Annotated in this window: 13 protein-coding genes; 9 read left to right on the top strand and 4 right to left on the bottom strand. The window is 48.7% G+C overall.

All coding sequences use genetic code 11. The annotated features are described in order from the left end of the window. Positions 1 to 158: 158 nt before the first annotated feature. The 7 genes from HY774_01050 to HY774_01020 all read left to right on the top strand — a co-directional run bounded on the left by HY774_01050 (position 159) and on the right by HY774_01020 (position 10,666). The gene (locus tag HY774_01050; protein MBI4747049.1) at positions 159 to 1,343 is read left to right on the top strand and encodes a hypothetical protein; all 1,185 of its coding nucleotides are present in this window, start codon (positions 159 to 161) and stop codon (positions 1,341 to 1,343) included. A 999-nt stretch (positions 1,344 to 2,342) separates the two neighbouring features. Further along, positions 2,343 to 4,064: a right-handed parallel beta-helix repeat-containing protein gene (locus HY774_01045; GenBank protein ID MBI4747048.1), complete on the top strand. Its 1,722-nt coding sequence runs from the start codon at positions 2,343 to 2,345 to the stop codon at positions 4,062 to 4,064. Between the two features lie 48 nt (positions 4,065 to 4,112). Next, on the top strand, positions 4,113 to 4,589 hold the full coding sequence (locus HY774_01040; protein ID MBI4747047.1) for a hypothetical protein: 477 nt from the start codon (positions 4,113 to 4,115) through the stop codon (positions 4,587 to 4,589). A gap of 363 nt (positions 4,590 to 4,952) precedes the next feature. Beyond that, positions 4,953 to 5,795, top strand: a complete 843-nt coding sequence (locus tag HY774_01035; protein MBI4747046.1) for an alpha/beta hydrolase — start codon at positions 4,953 to 4,955, stop codon at positions 5,793 to 5,795. Positions 5,796 to 6,153: 358 nt separating this feature from the next. Continuing rightward, complete coding sequence (gene shc, locus HY774_01030) at positions 6,154 to 8,067, top strand: squalene--hopene cyclase (GenBank protein ID MBI4747045.1); 1,914 nt, start codon at positions 6,154 to 6,156, stop codon at positions 8,065 to 8,067. Positions 8,068 to 8,471: 404 nt separating this feature from the next. Continuing rightward, positions 8,472 to 9,413: a MoxR family ATPase gene (locus HY774_01025; GenBank protein ID MBI4747044.1), complete on the top strand. Its 942-nt coding sequence runs from the start codon at positions 8,472 to 8,474 to the stop codon at positions 9,411 to 9,413. Next, positions 9,410 to 10,666, top strand: a complete 1,257-nt coding sequence (locus tag HY774_01020; protein MBI4747043.1) for a DUF58 domain-containing protein — start codon at positions 9,410 to 9,412, stop codon at positions 10,664 to 10,666. The genes HY774_01025 and HY774_01020 overlap by 4 nt, the downstream gene beginning before the upstream one ends. A gap of 12 nt (positions 10,667 to 10,678) precedes the next feature. On the opposite strand, the gene HY774_01015 is transcribed toward HY774_01020, so the two are convergent. Next, a complete protein-coding gene (locus HY774_01015; GenBank protein MBI4747042.1) occupies positions 10,679 to 11,047 on the bottom strand; it encodes a hypothetical protein in 369 nt (122 codons plus the stop codon). Positions 11,048 to 11,171: 124 nt separating this feature from the next. After that, positions 11,172 to 12,878 carry a hypothetical protein gene (locus HY774_01010; protein MBI4747041.1) on the bottom strand — a complete coding sequence of 569 codons (1,707 nt, stop codon included), beginning with the start codon at positions 12,876 to 12,878 and terminating at the stop codon, positions 11,172 to 11,174. Positions 12,879 to 13,018: 140 nt separating this feature from the next. Here HY774_01010 and HY774_01005 point away from each other — a divergent pair, with 140 nt between their 5' ends. Beyond that, on the top strand, positions 13,019 to 14,995 hold the full coding sequence (locus tag HY774_01005) for a winged helix-turn-helix domain-containing protein (protein MBI4747040.1): 1,977 nt from the start codon (positions 13,019 to 13,021) through the stop codon (positions 14,993 to 14,995). Between the two features lie 97 nt (positions 14,996 to 15,092). Next, positions 15,093 to 15,986, top strand: a complete 894-nt coding sequence (locus HY774_01000; GenBank protein ID MBI4747039.1) for a haloalkane dehalogenase — start codon at positions 15,093 to 15,095, stop codon at positions 15,984 to 15,986. Here HY774_01000 and HY774_00995 read toward each other — a convergent pair. Together HY774_00995 and HY774_00990 are read right to left on the bottom strand one after the other, a co-directional pair. Continuing rightward, positions 15,973 to 16,725: a response regulator transcription factor gene (locus HY774_00995; protein MBI4747038.1), complete on the bottom strand. Its 753-nt coding sequence runs from the start codon at positions 16,723 to 16,725 to the stop codon at positions 15,973 to 15,975. The two genes, HY774_01000 and HY774_00995, sit on opposite strands and share 14 nt — an antisense overlap. Then, complete coding sequence (locus HY774_00990; GenBank protein ID MBI4747037.1) at positions 16,722 to 17,864, bottom strand: histidine kinase; 1,143 nt, start codon at positions 17,862 to 17,864, stop codon at positions 16,722 to 16,724. The genes HY774_00995 and HY774_00990 overlap by 4 nt, the downstream gene beginning before the upstream one ends. Between the last annotated feature and the right edge of the window lie 3 nt (positions 17,865 to 17,867).

Below are 17,867 nucleotides of genomic sequence, written 5' to 3'. Positions count from 1 at the left end.
ATGTCGGCTCCGTCAGACCGATTTCAGGAAACGTGACGCACATCACCGTCAAGCTGGTGGCCGAAAAAGGGCGGGAACGCTTTGCCTCGGCCACCTACCAGACACAATAGCGACCGAATGACCAGCACTTTGATTGTATTCCAATGGAGAGAATGAGTATGAAACAGCGACCAACCAGACAACCAGTCTTGCGAACCCGGCGGTATCGAGGCTACATCGTGCCGTGCACGCTCCTGATCTGTTTTTTCATCCTGAGCTGGCTGCTCGTCCTGGGACTGGAAACCGCGGCGAATGTCAGACTGGCGGCGCACGAAGGGTATCGGATTCAGGCCGAATCGGTGTCGTTCGCGATGCAGCCGGATTTGAAGGTGGCGGCGGAAGCATTTTTCGTGCGGACGGCCTGTGCGCTGGAAGAAGAATGGCAGCAGAAATTCGCGAAAGCGACCCCGCCAACACCACAGGAGGTGCGGCAGTTTATAGACGACCGGTTTCCATACTACCAGCCGATAGAGATGTTTTACGCGACGCTGGTGCAGGGAGCGCCGGAAGAAGTGGCGCAAGGATTTCGGAAGGTGTATGGACAGGGGATGATCAAACTGGACGTTGACGCCATTGAGTTGCGGACAGTCGGAGGGCGGCCAAACCGGATCGTGATCCCGTTCACGATGGTGATTCCATACCGGATCTCATTTGCATCGAGGGATTTAGCGCCGTCGCCGCAGGCATTTTTGGACGTGTACGGCTCGATCTGGCATCCGCCGACGGGAGTGCTGTTTGATGCCAAAACGGTGGATAAGAAAAATGACATCAGCGCGTTGACGATGCCGAACTTCGACAATGCGATCCAGTACCGGGCAGAGTTGGTATTGGTGCTGGAGAAACCAGGAGTTGAACCACCAGTTTGGAATCCACCGGCTGGGATACGCCCTGGAAAACCCGGCCCCTGTCCAGTATCGGTCGCCCGGAATGCGGATGGAACGTGTGATGTGGTGAACTGTAATGGGGATAATGTGTCAGGTGGAGGGACCTTTACCGATTGTGCTGAGGCTCAAGACGTGGCTGATGCCTATAACCAAAATCCAGGGCAAGGGCAGCAAGCATTGCAAACTGCAGCCTATGAGGGAACTTTTAAAAGTTTTTGCCTGGGATTAGATGCCTGTCAGCAACCCGTGCTAATTGATACCTCACAATACACCAATCTTGAGGATTATGGCGAAACAGTCGATGGAGATAAACCGGTTGATAACCTCGGGGTTCCGCCTGGGTCACTCATTCGTGAAGCCAAAGTCCGCTTTCCCAAAGAAGGGTTCTTTCGAGGAATTCCACGTCGGATGAGGTTTTAAATGAGAAAAGTACAAATCTATTTTCTTCCCCTTTGGGTTGTCTGGACCATTGCCTTTCAACAACCCGTACTTGCCTTTTCATTCTCGTGTGAACTCAACTCGAGTACTGAGTCCTCAAGACTCATCGGCCATATCCTCTCACCTGCAGAGGTTAAACGGGCAGATGGAATGTTGAGTCTCGTGGGAAAAATATTAAAGATTGGGGGGAATGGGTACTATGACCAACACCCAATCAGGGAATTTGAAGAACTATCTCTAGCAAACAATGCTTTTGGTTCCCCAATAGAGCGGTATGTGGTCCTCAGGGAAACCGTTGGGACTTTGATAAAAATGTACCGAGCGACTGAACCAGCAACCAGGCAGCCTACCCAACCGGCTGGATTCCTGGAAGAATCAGATTATGCAAATTTTTCTGAAATTGTAATTTCAAACACAGGTGATTCAGGGGCTGGAACGTTGCGTGACGCTGTTGCCCTGGCAAATCGTACAGGGGGAAGCCGACGAATCGTCTTTAGACTACCAACATCTGACCCAGGTTATAATCGCCTAACAGGGGTCTGGCGGATTACGCTAAAAGATCCCATCATCCTCCAAACAAATAAAGTTTTCCTGGATGGACTCTCGCAAGCCAAATTTGGCGGAGAAACAAATCCCAATGGTCCTGAAATTCAAATTTATGATGGGATCCGAAGGGGGTTTGAAACTTTACCCGGTCAAAATAACAGTATTTTTCTACAGTCAATGATTTGTATTTATAGTGGGAGCCAAAATTGGATCCGTGGTTTTAATTTTGGCTCAGACGAATCACTTGCAACGAGATCCTGGGGCGGACCCGAGATATGCCATTTCAATAGTGATGGAAGTGCGTTTGCTTCAGGAAATAAAATTACAGATAACTGGTTTGGGTTAGCACAAACTGGAGAAGCAATCGAAAGTAATTTAATGACGCCCGGAATTTTGTTTGATCAAGGAGCTAGTGATAATTTAATTGAGCGAAACGTGATTTGTGCATATGGCCTTACTGTTTTACTAGATGGATCAGCCACCTTTACTTCTATACAAAGGAATATTATAAGACAAAATTACTTTGGTACTAATAAAACAGGAACGAGAAGGTTAGAATACAAAGCATTTCTCCAAGGTCCATTTTTTTTTCCATCAACTTACATTGACGTAGCGGAAGGAAGCACTGGCAATATAATTGAAAGTAACTACTTTGCGGGAAACGAAGCAGGTGCAATTGGTAGAACCAGCAATTTTGGAGGATTATCCTCTGGCGATATTATCAGGAATAACTTTATTGGGGTTGGAGTGAACGGAGAAGATATTGCCCCAAATGGAACTCCAGATAATCCCCCATTGCCCGAAAATGATACTGGTGCTTTTTCAATTGGTATCCAGGTTGCTGAAGGTGATCAAGTTACAGGGAACATAATCGCCAATTTCCCCTACTGCGGGATTATCGTTCAAGATTTGACACGTGACCCTGATCCAAGAAAAAGAACACTTGTGGAAAATAATCAAGTATTAAACACACCAGTTGGAATCCAGATCTCAAATATAAGTTCTCAAACTACTATTCGCCAAAATCGACTTGAAAATTGTCCACGAGGAGGAATTGTCCTTTGTTCTAACCCATTTAATATAGTCAATTTGTACTACCCCACTCAAGAAGTTAGAAACTATATTACCAACAACATCACCATCTCAAACAACACCTTCATCAATGTCGGAGGCCCAGGCATTGCCCTGACTGAATTCTTTCGGACCGTGTTTGAACGCCGCTGGGTGCCCAATCAATTGACCGAACTCCAACCCACCGGGCCGAATAATTACCAGCCATCGGTGATGCTGGCTTCGGCCAAGAAGCAAAAAGATGGAAGTATCGTTGTTTCAGGGACTTCGCCAGGGTCGGGGACGATGGAGCTGTGTGCGTCGCAGCGACCGGCACTCCCAAATGCTCCGGCGACCGAGCCGCTTGCTTACGGACTGGGAAATTTGATCCAGTCCGCCCAAATTGGCACGGGAGCGTTTCAAGTGACGATTCCTGTGGATAAGGCGTCAGGGGTGACGGATATCACGGCTACCCTCACCGTCAACAACCAGACCTCGGAGTTTGCCCGAACCGTGGCGGTGACTCCCGCCGATGTTGATCCGCCTCCAGATACAGTCAAGCCAACCGTGTCTGTCACTTCCCCGGCTCAAGGACTGGTGGTCGAATCCCGTCCCAATGCCCAGGTTGAGGTCATCTGGCAATCTTCTGACAATGTTGGAGTTACTGGTCATTGGATCAAACTCGACGGCAGCCGCAACGGCACTCCGTTTGAGGAAACCCTCGCGGCTGGGCTGCCTGGAACCGCCACCAGTTTCACGCTCCAAATCACTGAAAACGATGCCTATTCCCAGGCACAACTCATGGTTTCGGCCACCGATGCCGCCGGCAACGTTGGAGACGGCCAATCCGGCATTTTCCCGAATGTGACCATTTCCTGGACCTCAGCCGACAACATCGCGGTGACGTCGCACGACGTGCTCTACGCCACCGATGGCACGACCTTCTCGACAACGGTGGTGACTGGATTGCCTGGGAATCAACAACAATTCGCCTGGACGGTTCCAGCTTCGTTTGCCAAAACCAAGAAAGCCCGCGTCAAAGTCATCGCCCGCGATGCGGCCTCCAATTCCGGCGAAGCTGTCAGCGGTACTTTCGTGGTCAAGTAGCGGCGCCCGCACGGCTTTGCGTGCTCCCCCGGAAAAAAAGGATAGAACATGCAAATCAAAGTTTCAAAAAAGAAATTGATCTCGCTGGCAGTTTATTTTGTGGTAGGTGACCTGCTTGCCTTATCGGTAGGCATTTACATTCTGACCCACCCCGACGCGAGCTTGAAAATGATAACTACGGCCTCAGGCGCTGTGATTTCGACAAATGAATACCAGGCTGCCGCCCATAAAATCGCTGATGCAATCAAGGCTCAACAAATTCCAGGCGGGCGAATGTTCATTTTGGGAGTCTGGGTTGACCAGAACGGCAAAGTGTATGCCGAAGAGGCTGAAAGTCATACTGTGATTTTAGATGAGGACCCAGACCCGAAACAGGGAAAGGTATTGATGGGTGGCGTCAACCTGGTCAATTTACCCTTTGACACCGTGAGTGGATTGCTGATTCTGACCGAAGACGAACACACACTCGTGGGTCAGTCAGCAACCGTCTACCAGCGAAAACCACTTCCTTCCCAGCCCAAATGATTGCAAAGAGGAATTGACAAAATCATTCCTTGCAAACAAAAGACTTACCATTCACTCAAATTTGGGATGCTTCTGAACATTCAATCTGAACCGTGCATCCCGGCACAGGATACCTCCAAAAAGCTGTGGGTCAGCGTCAGCGCCACCCATGGGAACATTCCATAAGCGCCAAAATAGGAAAATAGCCTGTGAGTGGTGACCATTTTACATTGTTCTTGCAGGGCTTTGGCCGACATTTCTTGATTTCTGTTCGTCAAACGGAGTAATTTTCAGGTAACACAAAAAACAAGACCTAACCCCCTTAGCCACCAGACTTAACAAATTCTTTCATAGTCCACTCAATAGCTTGCCTTGAAACAGAAAATGCTTGTTTTACTGAAAATCTCGCTGGTTGTCGTCGCAGCCGGGTATATCGGTTTGTTAGTCCTGTTGTACCTTGGACAAGAATGGCTGATGTTTCCTGGAAAAACCAACCAGGGAACGACATATGCTCAAGTGAAGCCTGGGGAAGGTGAGGAACTTCTCTCCCTTCAGACGCCATCCAGGGATACCGTGGCTGCCCTGTTTGGGAAAGCGCTAACCCCGGACGGCAAGATCCACCCCGACGCGAAGCAATGCCCAACCTTGATCTATTTTTATGGCAATGGCATGTGTCTCCAGGATGCCTTATATGAATTTGGCGAGTACCGCCGGTTGGGCGTCAATATGATTGTTCCGGATTATCTCGGGTACGGCCTGAGTTCCGGAACTCCTTCAGAACAAGGCTGTTATACTGCGGCGGATGCTGTCTATGACCATCTGCGTTCGCGAACGGATATTGATCAAACGAAAATTATTGCTCTTGGCCGGTCACTTGGGTCTGGAGTCGCGGTTGACCTGGCTGCCCGCAAACCACTCGCCGGGCTGATTACTTTTAGTGCCTACACCAGCATGGTGGAGATGGGAAAGGCCAGCTATCCGGTCGTGCCGGTCTCAATGCTGCTCAAGCACCGGTTTGAAAGTATCGGGAAAATCCAGCATGTCAAATGCCCGATTTTGTTTGGACACGGGAAGCGGGATGATGTGATTCCGTTCACGATGACGCACCAGTTAGCCCAAAAAGCCCAGGCTCCCGTGACTGAATTTTATGTGGACCATCTGGGGCATAATGATTTTTGGGGTGAAACCACCCTGCAACCACTCCAGAAATTCCTGAACCAGTTTTGATACTGTTCAGAATACAAGCTTTCGCTTGCGAAAAATGGATGCTTCCTTCCTGGTAAGTTTTTGAAGAGATTTGAGTTGCTCGATAATTGAGACATCGGTAAGCTGAAGCTTGAACTCGGTACTGTTTTTCATGATCTAACCCGCCAATTGCCACGAGACCTTTGAATAAATTCCCCATTCGCCTATTATCCAGCATCTTTTGTCTGATTCAGACGCCCAATTCCGAAACATTTAAGAAAGTGTCATGCCAGTCTCAATTCGCCATTTTCTATTCGTAGCTGGCTAAGTAACTCAAAGAAAATCACTTAGCAAACTACTGACTTCTGACAGCCGACTGGTAATGAGAGGTTGAATATCCATGAGTTTTGCGAAAACTGCCATTGCCGTTGAAACATCCGCCCTGGCGAAGGCAATCGAAAAAGCACAGCAGTACACGCTCAGTCAGCAATACCCGGAAGGTTACTGGTGGGCTGAACTGGAAGCAAATGTCACCTTGACCGCCGAATATGTCATGTTGCACACCATTCTGGGTACCGGGGCCAATCGGCCTTTGCGGAAGGTCATTCCTTATTTATTGAATCGCCAAAGGGAACACGGTGGCTGGGAATTGTTTTATGGCGACGGTGGGGAGCTCAGCACGACAGTCGAAGCTTACTTTGCTTTGAAATTGTTAGGAGTATCAATCGAAGATCCTCGAATGCAGCGTGCCCGAACATTTATCCTGGATCGGGGCGGGGTTACCAAAACCCGGATTTTCACCAAGCTCCATCTGGCCTTATTTGGTGCCTTTGATTGGAAGGGGATTCCAACGCTGCCAGCCTGGATTATGGAATTTCCGGAATGGTTTCCGTTCACCATTTATGAAATGGCAAGCTGGGCGCGGAGCAGTACCGTTCCGTTACTGATTGTGTGTGATAAGAAACCAGTTTGGCCCACATCGAATGGCCTCCTTGATGAGTTGTATGTTGGTGGGCGTGAAGCTGCCGACCTTTCGCTGCCGTGTGAGGATGGGTTCTTTTCGATTGGGAACACCTTTGTCCAACTCGACAAGTTGTTTAAATTCGCTGAAAAGATAGGATTTGTCCCACTTCGGGAAAAGGCGCTCAAGCACGCCGAACAGTGGGTACTGGAGCATCAGGATGAGCCTGGCGATTGGGCGGGAATCATTCCGGCGATGTTGAATTCATTGCTGGCGTTCCACGTATTGGGCTATCCGGTAACGCACGATGTGGTGCGAAAAGGACTGGAAGCGATTGACCGGTTTGGAATTGAAACAGACGACGAATTCCACATCCAGCCCTGTGTATCGCCAGTTTGGGATACTGGGCTCATGCTGATTGGGTTGCTCGATACTGGAATGCCCGCTGACCATCCGGCCCTGGTCAAGGCTGGGGAATGGTTAATTTCAAAACAGATTTTGCGCAAAGGCGATTGGGCCATCAAAAATAAAACTGGGCAGCCCGGCGGTTGGGCATTTGAGTTTTTTAATGATTTTTACCCTGACGTAGACGACACCGCCGTCATCATTATGGCGCTTGACCGGCTCAAATTGCCGAACGAAAAACGCAAACAGGAATCAATCCGGCGTGCCCAGGAATGGGTGCTCAGCATGCAATGCAAAAAAGGCGGTTGGGCGGCATTTGACGTTGATAACGACCTGGATTTGTTGAACCAGATTCCCTATGGTGACTTAAAGGCCATGATTGATCCATGCACTTCCGATCTCACCGGACGTGTATTGGAAATGCTGGGACGCACCAAATACAAAACCGATCAACGAGTGATTGATCGAGCCATTCAATTCCTCAAATCGGAGCAGGAATCCGAAGGGTGCTGGTTTGGTCGCTGGGGGGTGAATTACATCTACGGCACGAGCGGCGTCATCAACGGAGCCGTCCAAATTGGAATTGACCCACGTGAAACCTTTCTCATGCGTGGGATTCAATGGCTGTATGCCCATCAAAATGAAGATGGCGGATGGGGCGAAAGCTGTGATTCCTATAAAGATCGAAATCTCATGGGCGAAGGCAAAAGCACGGCGTCGCAAACTGCCTGGGCCTTGATGGGGTTAATTGCTGGAGATGAAGGCCACTCCGATGCGGTCAAACGGGGAATTGAATACCTGATTCGCACCCAAAATGAAGCCGGGAACTGGTCGGAAGATGAATTTACCGGCACGGGTTTTCCATGCCACTTCTACATCAACTATCACTTTTACCGGAACTTCTTCCCATTGATGGCTTTAGGGCGATATTTGCATAAGACGAAGTAGGGCTGAAAGACCATCGGGCTGAAGAAGTTGGGCTGAAGGCTCGAAGACTCGGGGCACAGAAAGGGATGAGGGATGAAGGATGAGGGATGAAATAAAACCAGTTCTTCAGCCCTGAGCCCCAAGCCCTGAGCCCGTTGTCTTCAGCCCCAAGCCCTCAGTACAAGTTCCCATAAATGGGGGATGGAATTTCGGTGATTTCGAATTGGCTTTCGCCCATCCGGGCGCGAACCCGTGATGGTGACTCTGTCCGGTGGCTGCGTGTCCAAAGCGACACTTGCCACCGGCTATTTTCCATCGCCCATCCGGGCGAAAACCAATTTTTCTTTCATCGAGTGGTCGAATTTCATCCCCCTTTTATGGGGACTTGTACCAGGCCCTAATGATGAAAAGCAGGAGCAAAGTGCTTGCAAACCACACACGCTGTTGAGTTAATTGCCAAAGTCCGTGAGAACCTATGCCGGGTCATCATTGGAAAACAAAAGCAGATTGATTATGTGCTGGCGGCTTTAATCAGCGGTGGGCATCTGCTGTTGGAAGATATTCCTGGCGTTGGGAAAACCACCCTGGTCAAGGCACTGGCGGCTTCCGTCGGCGGCAAGGTCAGTCGTATTCAATTTACCCCAGATTTATTGCCGACCGACATTGTTGGCGGTTCGATTTATAACCAGAAAGACGGTCAGTTTCACTTCAACCCGGGGCCGTTATTTGCCAATGTGATACTGGCTGACGAAATCAACCGGGCTTCACCACGCACCCAATCTGCCTTGCTTGAAGCCATGGGGGAAAAACAAATTTCGATTGATGGAAAATCAATTCGATTAGAACCCCCGTTTGTGGTGATTGCCACCCAAAATCCGGTTGATTCGCATGGAACCTATCCACTTCCAGAAGCCCAGCTTGACCGGTTTTGTATGCAATTGTCGCTCGGCTACCCAACCACCAGCGAACTCAAATCCATCATGCTGGGAGACGGCGGAACGGCAAAACTGGATGAATTGACACCGGCCATGTCGCTTGAGGAACTGCTCCTGATTCAAGCACTTGCGAATAAGGTCGAGATTGAAAACTCCGTCGCTGATTATTTGCTGGCCCTGGTGGATGCCACCCGGTCGCATCAGGCGGTCAAGTTCGGAGTTTCCCCACGCGGTGCCATTGCCTTCCTGGCGACTGTCCGGGCACTGGCATTTATGAACGGTCGTCTTTACGTTTTGCCTGATGATTTGAAAAAGCTGGCAGTCCCAGTCCTGGCTCACCGGCTGGTGCTGGATATGAAGTCAAAATATGCAGGCATCCACAAAGACACGGTCATCACTGAAATTCTGAGTACCGTGCGAGTTCCACGATGAGGAAACCGAAAGCGAACCCGACCAAAAATCGTACCTTGCGCCGGTCAAAACTGGTGAATCTGGCTGAGCTTGTGGTTCGAGGGTATTTGACGCCCACAGGGTGGGTCCTGGGGTTAGTGACTGTGATCGGAGGCGGTTTGGCTGCCGGGCGAGATGCGGATTTGACACTCATTCCAATGATTTATGCGGCGGCGTCGTTTTTGATTGGCCTTTTCACCACTGCCTGTGTCGTGGCTTACTTTCACAAATCAAAGGTGTTTTTCAGACGTCGGCCAATTGTCCCAACCACTGCGGGCAAAGACGTGGTGATCGTGGTCGAAGCCGAAAATCGGTCTGCGAAACCGGCTCTGGGAATTGAAGTAATGGAACTGGTGCTTCCTGAATTCATTCAATCGCCTTCGGAAGCGGCTCCGGTTCTGATTGAGCGAATTGAACCGGGAGAAACAGTTCGAGTTGAAGTGCATCTGAAGTGTGAGAAACGGGGAAGTTATACCCTGAAATATCTGTGTGGTGGTTCAGCCTATCCCTTTGGAATTTGTCGGGGTCTGCTTCGGTGTCGGCAGGAGTCAACGTTTTTGGTGTATCCCAAATTTGAGTTGCTTGATGAATTTCAGGTGCCCGAGGGGCGGCGGTATCAGCCGGGCGGTTTTCTGGTTTCTTCCAATGTTGGTGAATCGCCTGAGTTTATGGGCACGCGGGAATATCGCACCGGAGACAACTTGCGGCATATTCACTGGTCATCCTGGGCCCGGTTGGGAAAACCGGTCGTCAAACAATTTCATGAAGAATATTTTGTGCGTCTGGCTGTGATTGTGGATACCGAAGTCCCTTCGGGTTTCTCAGACCATGTTTTTGAAGCTGCTGTCTCCAAAACGGCTGCCATCGCGGAATTTCTTTCCCGCCAGGAATACCTCATTGACATTTTCGCGGTTGGCACGACGGTTTATCACTTCCAGTCAGGCCGGGCGATTGCCCATTTTGAAAACATTCTGGAAATTCTGGCCTGTCTTGAACCAACACCTGACGTTGACTGGAAAACCTTGTGGAATGAGTTACTGGCCGAAGCGGCCAAACTGACCGCCATTGTTGTGGTCTTGTTGACCTGGAATGAGCAACGGGCGGCATTTATCAATCAGTTGAAAGCGGTTGGGGTTGGCATTCGAGTCATTTTGGTGTCAGATCAGGACTCATTTCCAACCCCAGGAGGGTTTGACACTCAAGAATTTGTTCATCTTCAATCGAGTGGATTGTGATGCGGTGACGATTTAGGGAACGTCAACGGTGACTTCCTTAATTTCGGGCTCGGCTGAGTTTCGACCACCAATTTTTACACCTTTTGAATTTCCATCAGTAAACTCAACTTTTTCGGTAACCGTAGTTCCATCCTTTAAACAAACGGTTATTTCATAAGTGCCATTGAGATGAGCGCCTTTTTCGGGGTGGGTACCTTTAGCATACAAATACCAGCCCCCTGATGTCCCTTTGACTTCATACCCATTTGTTTTAGCGCCTTTTGTCAGTGTTATTGATGCTGCCAGTACCAGAGCTGGAAACATAAGACTCACAGGAACAGCCCAAAAAAGGCAGTTCAACAAAGACCGTCGGGTTCGATTCGGTTCATTTGAATTTTTCATACTTCTCCTTAATTGCTAGAATGGGATTGTAAGGCCCTCAAATCGGTTAATTGGTTGAGTGATGATTTAACTAATTGATAAATCAGGGTTTACCACGGCTGTAAATTCTGAATCCGAACTTGGATTAATTGGTTGACCGTAAATAAACAGTCTTGTCTTCACCTGTTGCGATTTCGAAGAATACCGGAGCATAGCTTCCTTTATGGCTCCAGCCATCAACCCGATAGCGTCCAGGAAGAATCGGATGTTTTTCGTTTGAAAGTTTGTGGATCCGCTCCTGTCCCGATCCAGTGCTGACAAAACAGCGGTCTTTTTTATCAGGGCTTCCATCTGCTTTTTGGTAGGCAAACGTGATATATCCGACCGGAACAGAAATGGTGAGGTGCTGGGATTCCTGGTTGGAAATGGTCACCCCTGGCGAGACATGGGGCACTAATTTGTTGAGGAGATGGAGTTCATAAATCCCTGGTGTCACCGTTGCACCGTTCACGGAGTGTACTTCATAGATTTTCTGATTTCCCTGCCATAACTCCATATTGTCTCGAAATACAACCTCAGAACCAGCGGCAACCATCTTGAAAAAGACTTTCACCGTTTGAATAAGCTGAAAGAGAATCTCTTTGTGATCGCCTGGGCCGAATGTTTCAGTGACTGGAGGTAGATCCTGACCTGGGATTTTTGATTGAAATTCGTAAGTACCTTCATCTAAATAGGTTTTGTCAATGGCCCGAAATTTGAATACCTCTTTTCCGTTTTGATAAGCCGCTATTAAATTATGAGGCTGGACCTCCTGGCCTTGGGCAAACCTGGCTTTCACAGACGGAGGTAGTGGAACCGTGACGGTAACCGTGGTGGTCTCATTTTCCAGTATTTTGATCCGTTGGATGACAGGCTGATAAAGATTTCCATTTGCCGTCTTCACACCAGCGGATAACACATATTCTCCAGCGTCAACCAGTGCTTTGGCAGCGGAGTTGACTTGATAGCGGACAATATTATTTTGAGAGAGGGTGCCATTCACCAATAGTTCAACGCCAGAGGTGTCCTGGCCTTTAAGAATAAACCCTTGCTTGACCGTTTTTTGGTGAATTTTTGCCAGTTCCTCTGCCAGAGCTGGGGCGGTTGTGGCATCGTGAAACTGGGTTCCAGCAGCGGTGGAAATACATCCCAGCGTTTTTTTCGCTTTTTCATCTACCCCAAACCCAACAACATGTACTTTTACCTGAATGTTTTTGGCGCGCCATTCCTGAACCAACGCGCAAGGATCAGCTTCGCAAGACTCAATTCCATCTGTAATTAAAATGATTTCCGCCTGTCTTTCGCCGATATCTTTCAGGGCTTCGATCAGACTAAACGTTATAGGCGTTCTGCCCAATGGCACAATCCGTTGGATCATTGTTTTGAAAGATTGGACCACCTTTTCTGGGGGGCCAATCGGGATGAGCAATTCTGAATCCGTACAATCTTCTTTTTTGCGATGACCATACACCCGTAGCGCCAGTTCATGTCCTGAAAAATCTTTTGATACAAAACCGTGGAGGACTTCTTTGGCAGCATCAATTCGTGACCTCTTATCGGGTAATTTTGCCGCCATTGAGCCCGAAGCATCGAAAATTATATAAATAATGCCGGCTGAAGATGGTGGTGTTTTTTCTGAGGGTCCGGGAGAAACGGAGTGAGGTTGAATCGTCGCTGGATTTTTTTGCTCCGAAGAGAATTGATATATTTTCGGGTCGCCGGGTTGGGCCGATTGGCTCAGATTATGAAAACAAGCCCCTCCACCAATCGCAACCAGCATCACAAGCCATAACAGTTTTTGAGCCCAAACCATATCGAACCCCTTTCGAATACAGACACTTCAATCAGTTTGCCTAAAAAATAGCTGTAAGCTACAGTAGTCGAGGGCGATTCTATGGGCTGGGAAGAAAAACTGGTCATCAAAAAGTTCTCAAAAAGTTCTCAAAGTCTGCTATGAGTAAGTGTATCAAGTATTTCTATGAATTTGGGCCATACTGGTTAGATTGTGGTGACCAATCTCTTTGGCTTGAGGAGCGAGTTGTTCCGTTGACTCCAAAAGTATTCCAGGTGCTCCTGGTTCTGGTCGAACGTCAAGGACAGGTGGTTGAAAAGGACGAGTTAATGAGGCTGGTTTGGCCCGATACTTTTGTGGAAAAAGGCAATCTAACCCAAAGTATTTCAATGTTGAGAAAGGCGCTTGATGAAATTGACCCCGAAAAATACATTGAGACGGTCCCAAGACGAGGGTATCGGCTTACTGTTCCCGTACTCAGGCGTTGCCAGGAGCTCGAAAGTCATCAAATTCAGAAAGATGACCACCCTGGCGGTGAACAATCTGGAAGACCCGTTTGTCCGTTTTTAGATAGCCTGCCGTGCAATATTTCCGAAATATCCCAAATTACCCCGCTCACAATCAAATCTGGTGATAGGTCATTTGCTACTGCTCAGTTAGCTGTTGCTTCGAAGACAACCTTTCACAAAACGGCTTTTTTCATGGGGATGATCACCGTAACCGTCATTCTGACCCTGGCCTTCATCCAGGTCCCGTTGGTAACACCAACTTCCAAACAAAAAGAACGCCCGGTTGGAGCACCTCAAATCCAGGTTATTGTTGAACCATTTAAACTTGTGAAGGCAACTACAAGTGAGAATTTAGCTGATGGAATTTGCGATTTACTGATTTCCAAACTCAGGGAATGTCCCTTTGTACAGCCAAGGCTTTCGCAACAACAAAATGTCTCCCTTAAACAACCAGTTTTCTGGGGTGAGAACACCTCACCAACTCCAGAAATTTTAGTTACCGGCTCAATTGAAGCGGGTCTGAATCGAATTGCAGTTGGTATGAAATTAAGCCGTATCCAGGACGGTTCGGTCATCTGGTCTGAATTGTATTATGAACCGACAGCTCCATCTGACCAGATGCGTGAAAACATCGCCGCGCGACTGGCTTTTGCACTCCAGGTAATTTTGAACACGTCAAAACCAGTACCGCCATCCCGTGAATACACGTCGAATCCAGAGGCTTCTGAAGCTTTCCAAAAGGGACGATATTTCTGGAACAACCGCTCTCACAATGGACTGATGAGAAGCATAACCTATTTGCAGCAGGCAATTGATCGGGATCCTCAGTTTGCAAGAGCATATGCCGCCCTTGGGGATGCCTATGCCTTTGATTTGGAGCGTTGGCCTGAAGCTGAACCGATGATTGAAAAAGCTATTGGGTTAGATCCAACGCTCGCTGAACCTCACTCCACTCTGGCGTTTATTCGGATGTTCCACCACTGGAATTGGAATGAGGCCGAATTGGAATTTCAAACGGCGTTGCACCTCAATCCGCAACACCCTATTGCGCACCAATGGTACGCCCAGTATCTGGCCACCCGTGGACAACTTTTCGAAGCGACGGTTCACTTGAAAAAAGCATACCAGCTTGATCCTCTCTCGCCTGCTATTGCGACGGATTTGGCACAGGTTTACTTCTCCCAGGATAGAACTCAACTGGCTATCGAATTCTGTCAAAAAGCGTTGGAACTCTTTCCGGATTTTGTCCCCGCGCATCAGTTGCTTTTTGAAATCTATATCCAAATGAGGCGATATGATGATGCTGTTCGGGAATACCTTGCTGCTCAAAAGAAAGACGGTCAGCAGCTCAAGGAAGGTCAGTCAATTGATAAAGTATATCAAACGTCTGGAATACAAGGATTTTTAGAAATGCAGATCCAACAAATGAAGCAAGTTCCAGCCAGCCGGGCCTACGATCTGGCCAAATATTTTGCTTATCTGGATGATCAGGAACAAACTATCCACTGGTTGGAAAGAGCGTATGAAGAGCACGGTTTTCTTCTCATCAATCTGAAAATTGATCCAGCTTTTCGGAAAGTCCGTCAGCACTCACAATTCCAAAAAATAATTCAATTGATGGGGCTCTAAATTGGGGTTGAGTTCGCCAGTACCAACTTCTTCATCAGGTGTTCAGTGCTGGCTTGTTTCTTGAGCCCGCATTCAAATTCCAGGAGATCCTTTATTTATGGAAATACTTCGCACGCCGAATGACCGATTTCAAAACTTATCTGGCTTTGATTTTTTACCGAATTATTTGGATATCAACGAGTTGCGCGTCCACTACCTTGATGAGGGACCCCGTGACGGGCAAATTGTACTTCTGCTTCACGGAGAGCCTTCGTGGTGCTATCTCTATCGGAAAATGATCCCGGTCTTTACGGCGGCGGGGTTGCGAGCCATCGCTCCGGACTTGATCGGGTTTGGGCGTTCGGACAAGCCCATTCGGCGCGAAGACTATTCTTATCAGTTTCACATCGAAATTCTCAGATCATTCATTGAGCAACTTGGTCTGACTGAGATCACGCTTTTTTGTCAGGATTGGGGTGGATTGATTGGGTTGCGCGTGGTGGCTGAAATGCCTGACCGATTTGCCCGGATTGTGGCGGCCAATACAGCACTTCCCACAGGTGACCATCCAATGCCAGAAGCCTTTTTACAATGGCAGCATTTCTCCCAAACGACACCGGTCTTTCCAATTGGGGCCATTCTTAGCCGGGGCTGTGTCAGCAAGCTTTCCCCCGAAGTCATCGCGGCCTATGATGCACCGTTTCCGGATGATTCCTACAAAGCCGGCGCCCGAGTGTTCCCAAGTCTGGTTCCCACCCGCGCCGACGATCCTGAAGGACTCAAGAATCAACAAGCCTGGGAAGTTTTCAAGCAATGGGACAAGCCGTTCCTGACAGCTTTCAGCGACAAAGATCCCATCACTCGTGGGGCCGATGTGGTCTTTCAAAAGTTGATTCCGGGTGCCAAAAACCAGCCGCACACAACAATTTGCGAAGCCGGACATTTTCTCCAGGAAGATAAAGGCGAGGAACTGGCAGCGGTGGTGGTGAAGTTTATCGTTAAACCCCTTTAATATTCTTCCGATAGTTTCGACTGAGCATCAACTGGGTTCCATCATTGAGAATGACATTGCAGTCACCGTGGAAGAGCGCTTCGAGTTTGCGGATGCGGTCAGAGTTGACAATGGTGGAGCGATGGATGCGGATAAATTTTGCCGGATTTAACTGACTCTCCAGATTACTTAGGGTTTCACGTAACAAGTGTGAGTCTTTCCCGGCATGCAGCCGCACATAGTTGCCTTCAGCCTCGATCCAGTCAATTTCTTCGACTTTGAGAAAGATCACATCGCCGCCGTTTTTGATCACAACCCGGTCGAGAAAGTCGGTCGGAGCTTTCAGGTCTTCAAGGCAGTCCAGGATCCGCCGCGTCAATGAATGGTCGCGTTGCTGTTTGATATGATCTTTGGCGCGTTGCAGGGCTTTGCGAAAGCGTTCGCGATCAATTGGCTTTAAGACATAATCAAGGGCGTGGACTTCGAAGGCATTGACGGCATATTGATCATAGGCCGTCACAAAAATAACGGATGGGATGGCGTCAGAGGGAAGTGATTCCAGGGTGTCAAAGCCGTCCATTTCGGGCATCTCGACATCAAGAAAAATCAGATCCGGAGTTTGGTCAATGACCAGGGCCACCAACCCACGCCCGGTCCCGCATTCACCGATCAGTTCAATGTCAGGGTCGTCTTCCAACAACACCCGAATTCCAGCCCGCGCTAAGGGTTCATCGTCAGCTATGACCGCCTGGATTTTCATATGAGACTCCGTTCATAAACCGGTCCTGCATCCTGGAGCACCAATGCTGGAGTAAGAGGAAATTCGACTATCACGGAAAGGCCGCCCTGAGGAATATCAATCAGTTCAAGCCGATACTGGTTACCATAGAGTTGCTCCAGGCGATCACGAGTGTTGTGCAGGCCAATTCCTTTTGATTTTCGATTGGATTGAGGAGCGCGTGAGAGGCCAGGCCCATCATCATTGATTTCGATATGCAAACGACCCGATTCCTGGGTGGCCCTGATCGAAATGGTTCCGGGTGTGGCGCGGGGGGCTATGCCATGTTTGATGGCGTTTTCAACAATTGGCTGAAGCAGTAAATTGGGAACCAGTGCATCCTGGATGGATGGGTCAATGTCAAAAATAACTGACAACCGGTCCTGAAATCGAGTTTGTTCAATCGCCAGATAACATTTCAAAAACTCAAGTTCACGCTGAAACGAGACTTCCTGGGAGCTGGAGTTTTCAAGCGTCAACCGCAAGAAATCCCCCAGTTGAGCCACCATTTTGTGGGCGGCTTTTGGGTTAACCAGCACCAGCGTCGAAATGGAATTGAGCGTGTTAAATAGAAAATGCGGCTGCAACTGCATTTTGAGGGATTGGAGCTGAGCGTTGACCAGTTGGGTTTCAAGTCGCGACGTTTGCAACTGAGACTCAAAGTACTGGCGCTGATAGACATAAGAGTGGTGCAGCAAAATGATGACCCAGTACACCATCACGCCTCGATCCAGCCCCCAAATAACCGAATTGATCAAGGATTGAACATTAAACGGTACGCTCAATACGGTCTGGTTCACCAGTCGGGGAATTGTCATCCAGACCACCGCAAACCCAATGCTGAACACCAGATGAGCCAGCAATCGTGAAATGAGAATCTGGCGTTCGATCCGCAACCGACTCGAAACCCAAATAAGGCCCGGAGTGGCAATCGCGCCAACGAGGCAAAAGGTAAATTCCGGCAGGAAAATTTCTGAAAAGGCAATTGTTTCGCCACGGCGCCAGTAAAAAGCGGCGCCTTGTAAGGAAAAAAAGGTGGCGACGATGGTCCAAATGCCCAGCAATGCCAGACTTTTGGCCCATCGGTTGGTTTTTAACAATTCAATCGTGTCTACGACCACAAG

The organism is Acidobacteriota bacterium (genome assembly GCA_016208495.1).
GTDB lineage: Bacteria > Acidobacteriota > Blastocatellia > Chloracidobacteriales > Chloracidobacteriaceae > JACQXX01.
The sequence above is the reverse complement of the archived record's forward strand: the minus strand, read 5'-3'. Positions and strand labels throughout refer to the sequence as shown.